The 13,893-nt window shown below is 42.2% G+C and carries 19 protein-coding genes; 10 read left to right on the top strand and 9 right to left on the bottom strand.

Annotation, left to right across the window (positions count from 1 at the left end):
• Nucleotides 1-134 precede the first annotated feature (134 nt).
• Nucleotides 135-980, top strand: coding sequence for an AraC family transcriptional regulator (locus M1D84_RS01300; protein ID WP_024423841.1), 846 nt, complete (start codon nucleotides 135-137; stop codon nucleotides 978-980).
• Nucleotides 981-1,014: 34 nt separating this feature from the next.
• Here M1D84_RS01300 and M1D84_RS01295 read toward each other — a convergent pair whose 3' ends face one another.
• Both M1D84_RS01295 and M1D84_RS01290 read right to left on the bottom strand, forming a co-directional pair.
• Nucleotides 1,015-1,272, bottom strand: coding sequence for a hypothetical protein (locus M1D84_RS01295; RefSeq protein ID WP_024423842.1), 258 nt, complete (start codon nucleotides 1,270-1,272; stop codon nucleotides 1,015-1,017).
• A gap of 27 nt (nucleotides 1,273-1,299) precedes the next feature.
• Nucleotides 1,300-1,683 carry a GtrA family protein gene (locus tag M1D84_RS01290; RefSeq protein WP_012011676.1) on the bottom strand — a complete coding sequence of 128 codons (384 nt, stop codon included), beginning with the start codon at nucleotides 1,681-1,683 and terminating at the stop codon, nucleotides 1,300-1,302.
• 456 nt (nucleotides 1,684-2,139) lie between these two features.
• Here M1D84_RS01290 and M1D84_RS01285 point away from each other — a divergent pair, with 456 nt between their 5' ends.
• The 6 genes from M1D84_RS01285 (at nucleotide 2,140) to M1D84_RS01260 (ending at nucleotide 6,551) form a co-directional block, all read left to right on the top strand.
• Nucleotides 2,140-2,280 carry an anti-repressor SinI family protein gene (locus M1D84_RS01285; RefSeq protein ID WP_008345506.1) on the top strand — a complete coding sequence of 47 codons (141 nt, stop codon included), beginning with the start codon at nucleotides 2,140-2,142 and terminating at the stop codon, nucleotides 2,278-2,280.
• A gap of 301 nt (nucleotides 2,281-2,581) precedes the next feature.
• Complete coding sequence (locus M1D84_RS01280; RefSeq protein ID WP_073207858.1) at nucleotides 2,582-3,271, top strand: class I SAM-dependent methyltransferase; 690 nt, start codon at nucleotides 2,582-2,584, stop codon at nucleotides 3,269-3,271.
• Nucleotides 3,264-3,932: a glycosyltransferase family protein gene (locus M1D84_RS01275; RefSeq protein ID WP_024423844.1), complete on the top strand. Its 669-nt coding sequence runs from the start codon at nucleotides 3,264-3,266 to the stop codon at nucleotides 3,930-3,932. Before M1D84_RS01280 ends, M1D84_RS01275 begins: the two co-directional genes overlap by 8 nt.
• Nucleotides 3,933-4,039: 107 nt before the next feature.
• Nucleotides 4,040-4,354, top strand: a complete 315-nt coding sequence (locus tag M1D84_RS01270) for a DUF485 domain-containing protein (RefSeq protein ID WP_024423845.1) — start codon at nucleotides 4,040-4,042, stop codon at nucleotides 4,352-4,354.
• Nucleotides 4,351-5,892 carry a solute symporter family protein gene (locus M1D84_RS01265; protein ID WP_151039695.1) on the top strand — a complete coding sequence of 514 codons (1,542 nt, stop codon included), beginning with the start codon at nucleotides 4,351-4,353 and terminating at the stop codon, nucleotides 5,890-5,892. The genes M1D84_RS01270 and M1D84_RS01265 overlap by 4 nt, the downstream gene beginning before the upstream one ends.
• 320 nt (nucleotides 5,893-6,212) lie before the next feature.
• Nucleotides 6,213-6,551 carry a DUF4288 domain-containing protein gene (locus M1D84_RS01260; protein ID WP_122631590.1) on the top strand — a complete coding sequence of 113 codons (339 nt, stop codon included), beginning with the start codon at nucleotides 6,213-6,215 and terminating at the stop codon, nucleotides 6,549-6,551.
• On the opposite strand, the gene M1D84_RS01255 is transcribed toward M1D84_RS01260, so the two are convergent.
• The 4 genes from M1D84_RS01255 to cidR form a co-directional block, all read right to left on the bottom strand.
• Nucleotides 6,540-6,950: a nuclear transport factor 2 family protein gene (locus M1D84_RS01255; RefSeq protein WP_249366011.1), complete on the bottom strand. Its 411-nt coding sequence runs from the start codon at nucleotides 6,948-6,950 to the stop codon at nucleotides 6,540-6,542. The two genes, M1D84_RS01260 and M1D84_RS01255, sit on opposite strands and share 12 nt — an antisense overlap.
• Before the next feature lie 135 nt (nucleotides 6,951-7,085).
• Nucleotides 7,086-7,754: a thiamine phosphate synthase gene (gene thiE, locus M1D84_RS01250; protein ID WP_151039691.1), complete on the bottom strand. Its 669-nt coding sequence runs from the start codon at nucleotides 7,752-7,754 to the stop codon at nucleotides 7,086-7,088.
• Complete coding sequence (gene thiM / locus M1D84_RS01245) at nucleotides 7,741-8,565, bottom strand: hydroxyethylthiazole kinase (RefSeq protein ID WP_257802341.1); 825 nt, start codon at nucleotides 8,563-8,565, stop codon at nucleotides 7,741-7,743. Before thiM ends, thiE begins: the two co-directional genes overlap by 14 nt.
• 17 nt (nucleotides 8,566-8,582) lie before the next feature.
• Nucleotides 8,583-9,470, bottom strand: a complete 888-nt coding sequence (gene cidR / locus M1D84_RS01240; protein ID WP_024423850.1) for a cidABC operon transcriptional activator CidR — start codon at nucleotides 9,468-9,470, stop codon at nucleotides 8,583-8,585.
• A 207-nt stretch (nucleotides 9,471-9,677) separates the two neighbouring features.
• Between cidR and M1D84_RS01235 the strand changes: the two genes are divergently transcribed.
• The gene (locus M1D84_RS01235) at nucleotides 9,678-10,019 is read left to right on the top strand and encodes a CidA/LrgA family holin-like protein (RefSeq protein ID WP_029706423.1); all 342 of its coding nucleotides are present in this window, start codon (nucleotides 9,678-9,680) and stop codon (nucleotides 10,017-10,019) included.
• Nucleotides 10,013-10,693 (top strand): CidB/LrgB family autolysis modulator, encoded by a 681-nt coding sequence (locus M1D84_RS01230; RefSeq protein ID WP_073207868.1) that lies wholly within the window; start codon nucleotides 10,013-10,015, stop codon nucleotides 10,691-10,693. Before M1D84_RS01235 ends, M1D84_RS01230 begins: the two co-directional genes overlap by 7 nt.
• Nucleotides 10,694-10,727: 34 nt before the next feature.
• Here the strand turns inward: M1D84_RS01230 and M1D84_RS01225 are convergent, their stop codons facing one another.
• The gene (locus M1D84_RS01225) at nucleotides 10,728-11,909 is read right to left on the bottom strand and encodes a class I SAM-dependent rRNA methyltransferase (protein ID WP_073207871.1); all 1,182 of its coding nucleotides are present in this window, start codon (nucleotides 11,907-11,909) and stop codon (nucleotides 10,728-10,730) included.
• 118 nt (nucleotides 11,910-12,027) lie between these two features.
• On the opposite strand from M1D84_RS01225, the gene M1D84_RS01220 reads away from it, so the two are divergent.
• Nucleotides 12,028-12,411: a VOC family protein gene (locus M1D84_RS01220; protein ID WP_024423854.1), complete on the top strand. Its 384-nt coding sequence runs from the start codon at nucleotides 12,028-12,030 to the stop codon at nucleotides 12,409-12,411.
• A gap of 87 nt (nucleotides 12,412-12,498) precedes the next feature.
• Here the strand turns inward: M1D84_RS01220 and M1D84_RS01215 are convergent, their stop codons facing one another.
• Together M1D84_RS01215 and M1D84_RS01210 are read right to left on the bottom strand one after the other, a co-directional pair.
• Nucleotides 12,499-13,227: an amino acid ABC transporter ATP-binding protein gene (locus M1D84_RS01215; RefSeq protein ID WP_024423855.1), complete on the bottom strand. Its 729-nt coding sequence runs from the start codon at nucleotides 13,225-13,227 to the stop codon at nucleotides 12,499-12,501.
• Nucleotides 13,224-13,868: an amino acid ABC transporter permease gene (locus M1D84_RS01210; protein WP_024423856.1), complete on the bottom strand. Its 645-nt coding sequence runs from the start codon at nucleotides 13,866-13,868 to the stop codon at nucleotides 13,224-13,226. The genes M1D84_RS01215 and M1D84_RS01210 overlap by 4 nt, the downstream gene beginning before the upstream one ends.
• Nucleotides 13,869-13,893: the final 25 nt, after the last annotated feature.

Here is a 13,893-nt window from a genome sequence, read left to right as displayed (position 1 = left end):
CTGCGTAAGTTCAATGGTAAAAAAATCGTTAAAAAATACCCTTTTTTTGCTGTGAATGGTACGATGTGATATGAGGTGTACCATGATTCAAAATAGAAAAAGGTTGTTTTTTGCTGTGAAGGAGGTTTTCCAATTTGAAGAAGGAAGCATTTGCATTTCGTTTTCACCATTCTGATGTTACATTGCCGGCACAAATATGGTCTGTTGGCTGGGAGGTTCAATCATCTTCGTTATACAGCTGGAATGGCGTGGAGCGGAAGGATCAGGGCAAGTGCATCTTTCAGCTCACACTGTCTGGACATGGCATGATTGAAATCGGACAGAAGCGGTTTAAAGTCTTGCCGGGGCAGGCCTTTCTTGTGAAAAGCCCTAGTGCCTATCAATATTATTTTCCAGAGGACAGTGAGCATTGGGAATTTCTCTATTTGACGCTTTATGGGGAAGCCTGCGATCTTTGCTTTGACCAATTTATAGATCAAGGAAAGCAGGTCATGCGTTTTCATCCTCATTCCAAACCGATCCGCCTGCTGAAGAAAATTTATGATGAAGCCAGTGAAAGACGGATTACCAATCCATTTGAGGGGTCTAGCCTTGCTTATCAATTTGTCATGGAACTGTATTCATATTTGCCAAAGCTTGAGGGACAAATGGAGAAATGGCCTGAGCCCATCGTCCAAGCGGCCTTGTTTGCCAGCCATCATTTTCACGAGGAAATTGGCCCAGACGATATGGCAGCTGCGGCACGTTTATCCAAAAGTCATTTTACGAGAGAATTCAAAAAGGCCACTGGCTTCACACCTATTCACTACTTAACCAATATCCGGTTAGAAAAGGCGGAAACATTACTAAAAACAACGAAATACTCGATTGAAGAAATCGCCATACAGTGCGGCTACCGAAATGCGAATTACTTGAATAAAGTCTTTCGAAAGAAAATCGGCATGTCTCCAAAGCAACTGCGGGAAACAAGCGATGCATAATAAAAAGCAGCCGCTGCATCATTGGCTGCTTCTTTTACGCTTTTGACAGGTCAACATGAATTCTCCCTTGTCTTAAAACAATGGTCATTTGCGTATCAGGGGTCATTAAATTTTCTAAAATGTCCGTTGCCGTTTGAAGCGCAATGTCCATTCGGTTGATCTTTTCCTTTTCTTGTTCCGAAAACGCTTCTGGATGTGCGGTCATTTCTTTGACTAGCCTCAGCACTTGTTCATGCTGCTTTTCTGTTTGTTGATATATGGCATCATATAAGTCGTCTGGCCTGCTGCTCATTTCACATCACCTATCTTTTTTTATGTGTTAAATCGCATCTTCTTTTGTTTTTTTGAAGACGAACCACTTACTGGCGACATAATTGACCACCACAATCACAAAGTTGACGAGAATTTTTGCGACGGTTTCATTGAGCGCCATTTGGCTCACAAATAAAATCATCAGCCCCAGATCTACACCTAGAGACATGAGACGGACACTAAAAAATGAAGAAAGCTCACGCATGAGGCTTTTTGTGTCACGAGCCTTTTGCTTGAAGACATACTTCTTATTGGTGATATAAGCAAAGAGAACAGCAAATACCCATGAAACAACCGTAGCTGTTTTGTAATCCATGGAAAACATCTCAACGAATAAATAGAAGCTGACGATATTGACAATGGTTGTACACACACCCATCACAAGATACATGACAACTTCTTGATACTTTTGAAAAAGGCTATACATGTCTTTCTTCATTCCTTCTTGGTGGTTTCTGTTTCTTTTAGAATACCATCTTGAGAAGAACTTCCCAAACGAACAATATGTATGTCCTGTAAAGATGAAATTTGTTCTACTCGATGGCAAATGTCAACGCAATTGGTTTATATGAGTCAAATGTTTTAGGTCTTTATCATTATTTTAATTTATAATCTTTCAACTGACTTTACAATTGTTTATTATTAGAAGTAAGATTTCAATATTTATGGGTTTTTTAGTCATTTTTTTAGGGACGTGGTAGGTGATAGATTTTACAAAATAGGTTAAATGTCATCATTTTTCGACAAAAATTTATTTTGCGCTGTTTTCAACCACACGTACAGTTACTAGACGGTTTGTTCAAGTCATTGGTTGCAGTGAATATGTCTTATTGAACTGGAGGATATTATGGATACGCAAGTGAAAAGAAGAGTTGACGAAGAGTGGGTTTATTTGATTCAGGAAGCGAAAAAAATTGGACTAGGCATCGAAGAAATACAAGCTTTTTTAACATCCAACGGTGATCAGAAGATGATAAACAAACCGTAAATCAACGCCGTTATCCTTTGTCTTTCAGACTGCTTTGGCTATAAGTTCTGACCTGTCAATTGACCTTTTGAAAATCCTTTCATGACGATACGCTACAATAATTGAACACCTCTCCATACCAATCCCTTCACTCAATGGGGTTCTGTCTTTCTATATTAGGAGGACAGTCCATTTCCTGTTCTTTATATGATCCCTTTTTAACCGCCATTCATGAAAATTGTCCTTCTCACGTTATAAAACCAAGCTGCTCACCCATATATTAAGCATGAAAACAACGAGAAAGCAGAAAGGTGGGTAGAGCGTGAGTTCAGATTCCCTTTCGTATTATCACCAAAAAAAGGATCAGTATTATCATGGGGTAAACCCGGTCATCGTCAGCCGTATCCGCGCGGAATGGACGTCTTTATTGGATATCGGATGCGGCACAGGCAAGCTTGGAAAAGTCCTGAAACAAAAGGGCCGGACCATTTATGGTATTGAGTCATTTGAAGATGCAGCAAAAGAGGCTAAGCAAGAGCTGGATCATGTTCTCTGCGGTAATATTGAACAGATGGCTCTCCCTTATCAACATGAACAATTTGACTGCATTATTTTCGGAGACGTCCTCGAGCATTTATTGGACCCTTGGGCCGTTTTAAAAAAGGTGAAGCCCTTCCTTAAAAAAGAGGGTGCCATCCTGTCATCTATTCCAAATATCGGCCACATTTCAACGGTTTTAGAATTACTAGCCGGCAGATTTACTTATACAGATGCAGGGTTAATGGATCAAACACATTTACGTTTCTTCACCCTTCACGAAATACATGCACTCTTTCATTCAGCGGGTTTTCGCATTCGTGAATTCGAGGCCATACTCGTACAGCATCCTTCCTATGCAAGCGTGTTGAATGATCTACATGAATTACTCATGAAACACGGCATTCGTTCTGATTTTCACGATTCTGCTACAGCCTATCAATATGTGGTCGAGGCGGTTCCATTTCATGAGTAATCCGACGATTCTGTTTGTTTTATGTGTGAATGATGAATCGATGTTTCAAGCTTGCTTCCGGCAGCTCGCTTCACTTCCAGCTCCTCATGGATACCATGTGGAGGTCTTACCAATCAGACATGCATCAAGTATGACCTCTGCATACAATGAAGCCATCACTCATCCAGCTCAGTTTAAAATTTATCTTCATCAGGATACCTTGATTGTCAAACAGCATATGCTGCTTGAACTCATCCCGCTTTTTTTACAAAATCCATCACTTGGCATGGTTGGCGTGATTGGAGCAGAAAACGTGCCTGACAATGGAATTTGGTGGGAGAGTTCTGATTGCAGGGGAAAAGTCATTGAATATCGTCACGACACCTATCAGCTGCTTTCGTTTGAAAGAGACCGTCAGCAGCCCGAAGCGCAAGATTATATCAAAGCTGCGGCCATTGATGGTCTATTCATGGCAACACAATACGATGTGAGGTGGCGTGAGGACCTCTTTGACGGCTTTCATTTTTATGATGTCTCGCAGTCCTTTGAATTCACTCAGAAGGGCTATGAAGTTGGGATTGCAAAACAAGAAGAGCCTTGGTGTATTCATAAATGCGGAGATCATTTTGACGCAGAAACATATGAAAAAGCGAGACAAACATTTCTTGCAAATTATCGATAGAAAGCACCCTTTTCGGGTGCCTTTTTTATGATATACTGTCATAAACAGCCAGATCGTCTCATATGCATTGGAGTACCTTGTCCCTAATTCGTACAAAGGAGGAAACAATGGCAGACAAAAAAGTTCATTATAAGAAGGTTGCCGCTTCAGAGGATTTTCGAAAACTTCTTGAGGAAAAACGCAGATTTATCGTACCGATGACGATTTTCTTTTTTCTCTTTTACTTTTCACTTCCAGTTGCTACATCCTACTTCACCTTTTTGAACACGCCGGCAATTGGCGCGATCTCATGGGCTTGGTTATTCGCCCTCACACAATTTGTCATGACCTGGGTTTTATGTGGACTTTATGCGAAAAAAGCAGCTAAGTTCGACAATTATGTAAGCGCTTTAAAAACTGAATCAAGAGGTGATGACGAATGAGCATGACCGCTTTTAGTTTGTTCGTAGCGATCGTAGGGCTCACATTGGTCATCACATATTTTGCTGCGAAAAAAACAAGCAATGCGAGTGATTTTTACACAGCAGGCGGAGGTCTGACTGGGTTTCAAAACGGCCTTGCCATTGCTGGAGACTATATGTCTGCTGCATCATTTTTAGGGATTGCTGGAATGATCGCGTTAAACGGATTTGACGGCTTTTTCTATAGCATTGGTTTTCTAGTAGCGTATCTTGTCGTTCTTTACGTTGTGGCTGAACCGCTTCGAAATCTGGGGAAATATACGATGGCCGATATGATCGCTGCACGTTTTAAACGCCCTGCCATCCGAGGGGTTGCCGCCTTTAATACCATTACAGTTTCCACTTTTTATATGATTGCACAGCTCGTTGGAGCAGGTGCATTAATCAAGCTGCTTCTTGGCATTGATTACTGGATCGCGGTGCTGATCGTGGGTGTCCTGATGACCATTTATGTCGTGTTTGGCGGCATGATTGCGACCAGCTGGGTACAGATCACAAAGGCTGTGCTTCTCATGCTTGGGACGCTCATTATTTCTCTGCTTGTGTTTGCAAAGTTTGATTTTAGTCTGCTGAAAATGTTTGAACAGATGAAAACTGCAACCCCGCTTGGTGAATCGTTTCTTCACCCGGGAAATAAATATGATGTGCCTTTAGAAACCTTGTCTCTTAACCTCGCCTTAGTGCTTGGAACAGCAGGTTTGCCGCACATTTTGATCCGTTTTTATACAGTAAAGGATGCGATTTCTGCGCGAAAATCGGTTCTTTCTGCTACTTGGATCATCGGGATTTTTTATTTAATGACGGTTTTCCTTGGCTTTGGCGCTGCTGCCTTTGTTGGAACAGAAGCGATCACGGCAGCAGATGCAGCAGGGAATATGGCCGCACCTCTTCTGGCACAAGCCCTTGGAGGAGATTTATTATTTGCCTTTGTTTCCGCTATCGCCTTTGCAACCATATTGGCAGTGGTGACTGGGCTTGTTTTATCCGCCGCATCTGCTTTTGCCCATGACTTTTATAGTCAGATTATCCGCAAAGGAAAAGCGAGTGAGCGGGAGCAAGTGAAGGCGGCGCGCTTTGCTTCAATCGGCGTGGCGATCCTCTCTATCATTCTTGCATTATTTGCCCAGTCCTTAAACGTCGCTTTTCTTGTGTCTCTTGCCTTCGCAGTGGCGGCAAGTGCGAACTTACCTTTGATTATCTTCACTGTTTTTTGGAAACGATTTAACTCTACGGGTGCCATCGCAGGAAGCTTAACAGGCCTTCTGAGCGCACTGATCATTGTCTCGCTCAGCCCAAGCGTCTGGGATCCGTCAGGAGCAGCCATCTTCACAGGAGAGCCGCTCATCCCGCTGTCGAACCCTGGAATTATCTCGATTCCACTCGGATTCCTTGCCGCCTACTTAGGCACGATATTCTCTTCTGAAAAAGCAGATGAAGACACCTTTACGGAAATTCAAGTAAAGGCACATACAGGCATGCATATGGATACTGATTCATAAGGAAAAGCCGGCTGCTCAGCCGGCTTTATTTGTGATCTTCTGTTCAAGTCTCAGTAAGGTATAAATTGGCTTTTTAATTTATTTTTATACTTCTCTAATCTGGCAATCCTTCTAAACGTGATTAGAGAGCAGCATGTAATGAGGATTAACAGAATTTCATGAACTTCCCCTCTGTTATCAACCACACTCTTCATTCCTATCCCTCCACGTAATGAATCAATTTATAGTTATGTATTCCCTGCAAGATGTCATTCCTATGTTATCATGTTATACACATACTGGAAATTATTTAAAACGACACGAAAGAAGTGGGATGAAATATGCAAAGGCTTTATTCTGCAAAATTATTATTCGAATCTATCTCATCACCAAGCAGTATACCTGATAAAATCTTTGAAGAACGAATTGTCTTGGTAAAAGCTAAAAACCGACGTAAAGTGAAGGAAATAATCAAACAAGGCTTTCCAGAAGAAACCTATGATAATGCAGAAGGTGGACAAACTAACATAAGATTAGCAGCCATCCTAGATATCTTTGAGCTTGTAGATTACTTAGAGCCAGAATCACTACACTTGAGTGAAGTGTACAGCCGCCACCTTGTTTTTGATAAAGAAACATCTGCTCAAGAGGCAATTGAGGCATATTCTTTAGACAAATAAAAAAGCCGGCTGCTCAGCCGGCTTTTTAGTAGCGCTGGAATAACTCTGGGTTTTCGGAACGTTTTCTAAATAAACGATCTTCCCTTGGTCGTCCAGCTCTGCGATATCAATTCCTTCTGCTGTATAGACACGGCCATCCGAAAGCTTTCCGCAAACGGCCCAGTTTGTTTCATACTTTCCATCTTCTCTTTTCATCCACCCATCCCACATATGCTTAATGTCTTCATGCACGTGGAAAAATGTGTTCAAAAACTGTGTGAATGCTTGGATACCAGGCTTTTGTGCGCCATTTAAGACAATCATGACATCGTCAGAAAACAATGCCAGTAATTCATCCAATTGCTCTTGCCCTTTTCCTGCTTCATCATACCGGCGAAAATACGTATCGAGCACTTCCATGTTCATTCTCCTTTATTTACCTGTCATTTCGAAAATAATCGAACTAATGTGATTGTACACAATTGTTTCTCTCCTGTCTATTTTCCCTGGCATAAGAAAAGACATGAATTGATCCAATCCATGTCTCCAATCAGGTTAAAGGGATGCTTTTTCTGCTACAACAAGTGATTTCAGCTCTTCTGCTGCTTTTTTTGGATCGGCGCTCTGGCTAATAGCACTAATGATGCTTATACCGTCTGCCCCAGCTTGTATCACTGGTGTAGCGTTATCGTATGTGATCCCTCCGATACCCACAATCGGAATCTGAAGGCCATGACGCCGGACTTCAGTGATCAAAGACACACCCTGGACACTGCGTGTATCCTTTTTCGTTTCTGTTGGATAGACTGGGCCCATACCGACATAATCTGCTCCGTCCTTCATGGCTTGTTTTACTTCGTCTAGGTTATGCGTCGACACGCCTAATATTTTATTCCCGATCCTTTCTCTGACGTCTTTTGCATTTGTGTCTTCCTGTCCAACATGAACGCCATCTGCATCAAGATCAATCGCTAGCTGTACATCATCATTCACAATAAAAGGAACATTTGCTTCTTGGCAAAGCGCTTGAATTTGACGAGCCAATTGTTTCTTCTCTTCACCTTGCAAGGCTTTTTCACCCTTTTCACGAAATTGAAACATGGTGATTCCGCCTTGAATGGCCTCTTTCACAACATCAAGCGGCAATCTGCTTGTATTCGCTGTTCCCATAATAAAATAAACCGATAATTGCTGTTTGATTTGCTGTTGCTCAGCCTTTGTCATGTGAAACTCCCCCTAATTTCCCTAACGTCAGCACTTCAACTCCGGTTGTGTGTGATAGTGCGTTTAACAATTCAATTTGAAAAGTTCCCGGTCCTTTATCCTTTGCGCTCAGAGCTGCCCTTTCAGCGGCGACACCATAAAACAGCAATGCAGCGGCCGACGCATGAAGCGGCTGTTCACCTGCTGCACAAAATGCCCCAATGACAGACGTCAGCAAACAGCCGGTTCCCGTCACCTTGGTGAGCCATTCATGTCCATTATGAATGGACAGCACCTCATCTCCATCTGACACCACATCGATTTTTCCTGTGATTGCCACTATTGTCTGAAGTGCAATGGACGCTTGTTTGGCTAATGCCGATACATCTCCATTCGCCGCTTTCGCATCAACGCCTTTTGCCTCCCAGCCATCCACTCCAAGTAAATGAGCCACTTCAGCAGCATTTCCTCTGACAACGGTCATTTTCACTTTCTCTATCAGCTGTTTAGCGGCATTCGCTCGAAACGTTGTCGCACCGACGCCGACAGGATCTAACAAAACAGGTACACCTTTTTCATTGGCGGCTTGTCCAGCGAGTATCATAGCTTCCACCGTCTCTCTAGTCAGTGTGCCAATATTAAGCACAAGTGCATCCGCTAATTGCGCCATTTCAGCCACTTCTTCTTTGGCGTTTGCCATGACTGGCGAAGCACCTAAAGCAAGCAGTCCATTCGCTGTAAAATTCGTCACGACTTGATTGGTGATATTATGAACAAGTGGATTTTTTTCTCGAACCTTCTCCAATAAATGAGACGCGCAGCTTGTTTTCATCCGTATCGTCCTCCCTTTTACTCTGCATCCCACACATAGGATTTCGTATGCTTTAACCATTCTCTTGCCGCAAACGACAAATAGCGGTCTTTACGCCAAATGACACCTAAATGCCACGGGATCGACGGGTTTAGGGAAATGACCTTTACCTTTTCAGGATCAAGATCACGGCAGATTCGTTCTGGCAGAAGTCCAATCCCTAAGTTTTCAGCTACCATTTCACTAATGAAATCCCACTGAGACGTTTCATAAATGACATTTGGCCGGAATCCCGCATTCATACATTCATTCAAAATCCGGCTGTGCAGAACAAAATCTTCTCTAAAGAAAATAAAAGACTCTTCCCTTAAATCAGCTAAATGTACCTCCTCACGACCAGCCATCGGATGGGATGGATGCGTCACGAGCTTCATGTTCTCTTTAATAATGGTGTACGTATGAAAAATTTTATCATTTGCAGGCAGAACAATGACACCAATATCAAGCGACCCATCCTCGACCCCTTCCTCTACTTTAATAGAGCCGTGCTCAACCAATTGAAATGTGACATCTGGATATTGCTGGCGGAATTCCCCCATGACATTCGGGAAGAAACTTGACCCAATCATCGGCGGCAGTCCGATTCGAATATGCCCTTTTTTCACATTCATTAAATCATTTAATTCGTTCGTTAAATTCTGAAATGACTGTGCGATTTCACTCGCCTGTGTATACATGGTTTGGCCAGCATCTGTCATTTCAACCTGCCGGCCATTACGGTAAAATAACTGCACCCCCAGTTCATCCTCCAGGTTTTTGACCATCTTGGAAATGGTCGGCTGCGATACGTAAAGGGACTGCGATGCTTTCGTGAAGCTCTTGAACCTTGCCACTTCTAAGAAATATGTTAAATGTCTGATGTCCACCTGATTCATCCTCCCTATAGACAAAAGGAATAATTACTATTCGATATATGTATTTTACCTATAACTGAACGTGCTGTACACTTTAAAGTAAGCTCATCACTTGGAACGTTGTCATGTTTTTGTGAAACACTGAACAATTTATATAGAAAAAGGAGTGAACAGAAAGTGAAATTGCTCAAAACGCCGCTGATTGCTGCCCTTCAGATTATGGCCTTGTTTATTTTTGCGAAATTCATGAATGTGCTGGCGGCCTTTTTGCATTTAAGAATTCCGGGCACGATCTTAGGCATTCTTGTCATTTTCTTATTACTTCATTTTAAGATCATTCAATTAAAATGGATAGAACTTGGCGCCGTATGGCTGCTCGGAGAACTGCTGCTTTTCTTTATTCCATCAGCAGTTGGTGTCATTGATTATGGAAAACTGCTTTCTCAATCTGGCACAAGTATTGTTCTTGTCGTCTTAATTAGTACGTTTGTGGTCATGCTCTCAACTGGTATCATGACGCAAATGATTGCGAAACGAAAGGAGCGGAAAAAACTATGTTAGTTGGCGGACTATTTCTGATTTTAACAGTTCTTTTATATCTCGGATCAAAAGCGGTGTACAAACGGCATCCGAAGGTCTATGTCTCCCCATTACTTGTGACTCCGCTTGTCCTTGTCGTCTTGCTGTTAATCGTCAACATTCCTTACGATGCTTATAATCAAGGCGGGAAATGGCTCACGAATATGCTGCAGCCTGCGACTGTTGCTTTTGCCATTCCTTTATATAAGTATTTTCATATCCTGAAGAAGCATGCAGTGGAAATTCTTTTGAATGTGGCTTGCGGCTCTGTCATTGCGATCTTATCAACGGCATTTATCGCCAAGTTGTTTCATCTGGACACAGGCCTTATTGAGAGCCTTGTCCCAAGATCGGTTACAACACCTGTAGCAATGAGTGTGTCAGAAATGATCGGCGGCATGCCGTCCGTTACGGCTGTGTTTGTCATTTTAACCGCACTGTTTGGGTCGATTATCGGTCCAATGGTGATCCGTTATTTCCGCATTGATAATGACATTGCCATGGGCGTCCTGCTTGGAACAGGTGCACACGGTGCAGGAACATCGAAGGCCTTTGAAATGAGCTCCGTCTCAGGGACGATCTCAAGTGTATCGATGATTATTTCAGCCATTATTACATTATGTGCAGCACCTATCCTTATGTCGTTTGCCTTATAGAAAAAAGCCATTCCTTATCGGAAATGGCTTTTTCTTATGCTTGTATGAAGACAACCTTTAAATAGTTTCCTTCGGGATAATTCTTCGTTGTACGGAAATCCTCAGGAAGTGTATATTCTTCAAGTATCCGATAGGTTTGCCCTGATTCTTTAAAAGCCTGTGCAATAAACCCTTTAAATTTCTTCATGCCAAATGCACTGCTATTCGTTGATGCCACAATGACGCCGTTCTCAGCTGTAATTTGGATGGCTTCTTTTAATAGCTTCTTATAATCCTTCGCCGCACTGAATGTGTGCTTTTTCGTTCGTGCAAAGGAAGGCGGGTCTAAGATGACGAGATCATAGGTCCAGCCTTTTTTCGCTGCAAACGGAAAATATTTAAAGACATCCATGACTTTGATATCCTGCCCGTCCACATCAATACCATTGACTTCAAACTGCTCAGATGTTTTTTTCAAGCTGCGGTTTGCAACATCCACACTTGTCGTACGGCTCGCCCCGCCAAGCGCAGCTGCCACTGAGAAAGCACCTGTGTAAGAAAACGTATTGAGCACAGTCTTTCCTTTTGCATAACGCTCTCGGATCGCTTTTCTCACATGACGCTGATCAAGGAAAATACCCGTCATCGCGCCATCATTTAAGTAAACCGCCACGTTCATGCCGTTTTCTTTCACGATGAGAGGAAATTCACCTTTCTCTCCCTTCACAAAATCATCATCTTCTATATACTGTCCAGACGTATCAAATCGTTTCTTTTCATAAATGCCTTTATAGTCTGGATACACGTGCTCAAGTGCAGCCAATACATCTTCCTTTAATGTATAGACTCCTTCGCTATACCATTGGATGAGGTAGAATCCGTCATAATGATCAATTGTGACGCCGCCAATTCCATCACCCTCTCCGTTGAAGACGCGGAAAGCAGTCGTCTGTGCATCACGAAATAAATGCGTTCTGCTTTTCGCCGCCTGCTCAATCCTAGAGACAAAGAAAGCTTGATCTATTTTTTCGTTCGCATCAAAGGTTAGTACCCAGCCGATTCCTTTATTTTGTACACCATAATACCCTTTTCCTAAAAAAGCGCCCCGCTCATCTACCCATTCAATGAGCTCGCCTTCCCGTACACCGTTCACATGCGATACTGCATCTTTGGAAATGAGCGGATATCCTTTTTTCACTTGTTCCGCAAATGTTTGTTTTAATGAGATTTTTTTCATTTGTGTCATCCTTATCCTAAATTGACTCTCTCTATCCTACCATATGAATGTATACGTTACTTCTATTATGATAAGATGAGGAGAAAAATATCAACATGACATAGAGGAGGCACTTCGTTTGACGACATTACGCTTAGATCATACAGGTATTATGGTTTCGAATATCGATCAGTCGATTGATTTTTATGAAAAAGTGGTGGGCATGAAATTAAAGGACCGCATCACTCATACAAATGGAGTGATTGAGCTTGCATTTCTCGGTTTTAAAGATGAAACCGAAACCGAAATTGAGCTCATCCAAGGCTACAGCAGTGACCTGCCATCTGAAGGGAAGGTCCATCATCTTGCCTTCACAACAGACAACATTCATGCTGAATTCAATCGTATTCAAAAGCTGCAAATTGAATTAATTGATGAAGAAATCACGACATTACCAAATGGATATTGCTACTTCTTTTTCAGAGGGCCAGACCAAGAGTGGATCGAATTCTTCCAGCGCTAATATTTCCTAGGAAATGGGGCCGCTAAATCTATCTTCCACTTATTCATAAAGAAAAGAGTAAGAGCATATACATGCCCTTACTCTTTTTTATAACACCTTACTAAGAAATGATTTTGTACGCTCATGCTGCGGGTTTCCAAAGAGAGCTTCTGGTTTGTCTTCCTCGACAATATATCCGCCATCCATAAAGATGACACGGTCTCCCACCTCTCTTGCAAAGCCCATTTCATGTGTGACCACAATCATTGTCATGCCTTCGACAGCTAATTGTTTCATTACAGCTAATACATCCCCTACGACCTCAGGATCAAGAGCTGATGTCGGCTCATCGAATAATAGTACTTTCGGGTCCATTGCCAAGGCTCTTGCAATGGCGACACGCTGTTTTTGTCCACCAGATAATTGGTTAGGAAAGCTTTGAGCTTTGTCTTTTAAGCCGACTTTTTCAAGCAAGTCTAACGCTTTTTCGACTGCTGCCTTCTTCTCGATGCCTTTTACCTTGATCGGTGCAATCGTGATATTTTCTAAAACGGTTTTATGAGGGAATAAATTAAAGTGCTGAAACACCATGCCTACTTCTTGTCGTACTTTATTGATATTCACCTTTGGGTCTGTAATCGTGTGTCCGTGGACAACGACTTCTCCAGCCGTGATATCTTCTAATTTATTGAGGCATCTTAGAAACGTGCTTTTCCCTGATCCAGAAGGACCAATGACACACACTACTTCCTTTTCCTCGATGACTGCATTAATATCCTTTAACACTTCGTGATCGCCAAAGGATTTCTTTAAGTTTTTCACCGTAATCATACTCATTTGATATCAAATCTCCTTTCTGCGTAGCTAGCCAGTAGAGAAAGTAAATAAATGATCACGAAATAAATGACACCGACAATAAGCCAGACATTCAAAGGATCAAATGTAGCCGATGCTTGAACTTGGCCTCGCTGCATAATATCGGCAATCCCGATAATAGATAAGAGAGATGTATCCTTCAAGCTGATGATGGCCTGGTTTGTAATCGCTGGGAGCATGCGGCGGAATGCCTGCGGAAGGACGATAAAGCGCATGTTTTGCCCCCCTGTAAAGCCTAAAGAGCGCGCAGCTTCTGTTTGTCCTTTATCAATAGACTGAATCCCTGCACGAATAATTTCTGAGAAATAAGCCCCTGCATTAATCGCTACTGTAATAATTCCTGCAGGCACTCGATCCAGCGAAATGAATTCAAGTGTATTTAAACCAAAATAAATGAAGAATAGCTGTACGATAAATGGTGTACCTCGAATGGCATTCACAAAAACGAGTGCGATGAAATTTAAGATTTTAAATGGTGACAGACGGAATAATGCCACAATTAACCCGATGATAAACCCTAAAATGATGGCAACAACAAAGATATATAAAGTGGTTTGCAAACCATCCATTAAATACGGAAATGCATTAATAATAGTATCCATGTTTCTCCCTCCCTAATTCACATAC

The organism is Bacillus sp. PK5-006, from assembly GCF_054161415.1.
The sequence above is the reverse complement of the archived record's forward strand: the minus strand, read 5'-3'. Positions and strand labels throughout refer to the sequence as shown.

Bases quoted from the DNA above. Each gene is read 5' to 3' on its own strand.
- M1D84_RS01295 (WP_024423842.1), bottom strand. From the start codon at position 1,272: ATGAGCAGCAGGCCAGACGACTTATATGATGCCATATATCAACAAACA.
- thiE (WP_151039691.1), bottom strand. From the start codon at position 7,754: ATGACAAAGGCTGAGCAACAGCAAATCAAACAGCAATTATCGGTTTAT.
- M1D84_RS01275 (WP_024423844.1), top strand. From the start codon at position 3,264: ATGAGTAATCCGACGATTCTGTTTGTTTTATGTGTGAATGATGAATCG.
- M1D84_RS01290 (WP_012011676.1), bottom strand. From the start codon at position 1,683: ATGTATCTTGTGATGGGTGTGTGTACAACCATTGTCAATATCGTCAGC.
- M1D84_RS01270 (WP_024423845.1), top strand. From the start codon at position 4,040: ATGGCAGACAAAAAAGTTCATTATAAGAAGGTTGCCGCTTCAGAGGAT.
- thiM (WP_257802341.1), bottom strand. From the start codon at position 8,565: ATGAAAACAAGCTGCGCGTCTCATTTATTGGAGAAGGTTCGAGAAAAA.
- M1D84_RS01210 (WP_024423856.1), bottom strand. From the start codon at position 13,868: ATGGATACTATTATTAATGCATTTCCGTATTTAATGGATGGTTTGCAA.
- M1D84_RS01285 (WP_008345506.1), top strand. From the start codon at position 2,140: ATGGATACGCAAGTGAAAAGAAGAGTTGACGAAGAGTGGGTTTATTTG.
- M1D84_RS01230 (WP_073207868.1), top strand. From the start codon at position 10,013: ATGTTAGTTGGCGGACTATTTCTGATTTTAACAGTTCTTTTATATCTC.
- M1D84_RS01260 (WP_122631590.1), top strand. From the start codon at position 6,213: ATGCAAAGGCTTTATTCTGCAAAATTATTATTCGAATCTATCTCATCA.
- M1D84_RS01235 (WP_029706423.1), top strand. From the start codon at position 9,678: ATGGCCTTGTTTATTTTTGCGAAATTCATGAATGTGCTGGCGGCCTTT.
- M1D84_RS01215 (WP_024423855.1), bottom strand. From the start codon at position 13,227: ATGAGTATGATTACGGTGAAAAACTTAAAGAAATCCTTTGGCGATCAC.
- M1D84_RS01265 (WP_151039695.1), top strand. From the start codon at position 4,351: ATGAGCATGACCGCTTTTAGTTTGTTCGTAGCGATCGTAGGGCTCACA.
- M1D84_RS01225 (WP_073207871.1), bottom strand. From the start codon at position 11,909: ATGAAAAAAATCTCATTAAAACAAACATTTGCGGAACAAGTGAAAAAA.
- M1D84_RS01255 (WP_249366011.1), bottom strand. From the start codon at position 6,950: ATGGAAGTGCTCGATACGTATTTTCGCCGGTATGATGAAGCAGGAAAA.